General features: G+C 34.7%; 1 protein-coding gene. It reads left to right on the forward strand.

The genetic code is table 11. From position 1 onward, the window contains the following. Positions 1 to 66: 66 nt before the first annotated feature. Positions 67 to 975 carry a hypothetical protein gene (locus GQR38_RS19925; RefSeq protein WP_165723109.1) on the forward strand — a complete coding sequence of 303 codons (909 nt, stop codon included), beginning with the start codon at positions 67 to 69 and terminating at the stop codon, positions 973 to 975. Positions 976 to 1,022 lie beyond the last annotated feature (47 nt).

Genomic DNA, 1,022 nt, shown 5'->3' on the forward strand with positions numbered 1-1,022 from the left:
CAAGCGATTATGCAACACAAACTGCGTGTCGCATAAATACTAAAGTGTTATAACTTAAGGAGAGTCATGAGTAAACTTGTATGGTCAATTGCATTAGCAATTTATGTGGCTACAATGATTACATACAATCGGTTTGAAAACTCTGAACATGCATTGTTGATTTTAGGAAATATTCCATCATTCATATCAGCTATATTTACTTCCTTTGCTTTTGTAGTTGCTGCATTGACCTTTTATTCAAGCAAAAAGCGTGAGCCATCGAAAGAATCTTATACTACATATAAAGAATCAATGAATGATTTAATTAAAATTCTAAAAAGCAAAGACTATGACAACGAATACAAAACTTACTATATAAGCCTTGCTTACGATGCTCTTTCTAAAATTGAAAAATATATCACAGAAGATGACCATAAAAAGGCAATAAGCGTTTTTCACGTAATGCTTAAACATGAGATAAAGTTAGTTCTTCATAGTATCAAAATACATGATTACTTCTGTTCAAAGCATGAGTTTAAAGGAGATTACTTCTTAAATGTAACTTCTTCTGCCGATGCTTTGTACTCATATTGGTATGAACATATATCTGGCAAAAGTGACTTTTTTAAAAAAGTTGATGGTAAAACTGATTTCTTTGCTGCATACCCTCATGGCATAGGTGAAGAGTTTCTTATAAATGCGCTTGCAATGTATGCAAATAACAACCTGAACCTGGCTAATGTTAAAAAAAATATAGAAAAGTCCCTTAATGAAGTTGAAACTAAAGGAAATAACGAATTAATAATCCTTTCTGAAAAGCTACCTGAAACGGTGGCGTACCTTCTTCTGAAGAGACAAACTACTCCATCCGGCCGTAACGGAGATAAAATTTCGTTAAAACTGAAATCGTCTTTTAGTGATACATTTTGGCTAAGTTATCAGATGACTCCTGGTGGCTGGCTCAGGCATGAACTGCCTAGTGCAATTAAGTTATAATCGGGTAGCCGGAGGTCTCTAACCTCCAGCCCCCACACCACCCATCA

The organism is Pseudoalteromonas sp. c7(2019) (genome assembly GCF_011378625.1).
Taxonomy (GTDB): Bacteria; Pseudomonadota; Gammaproteobacteria; order Enterobacterales; family Alteromonadaceae; genus Pseudoalteromonas; species Pseudoalteromonas arctica.

Coding starts and splice junctions, on each gene's coding strand:
- GQR38_RS19925 (WP_165723109.1), top strand. CDS start 67: ATGAGTAAACTTGTATGGTCAATTGCATTAGCAATTTATGTGGCTACA.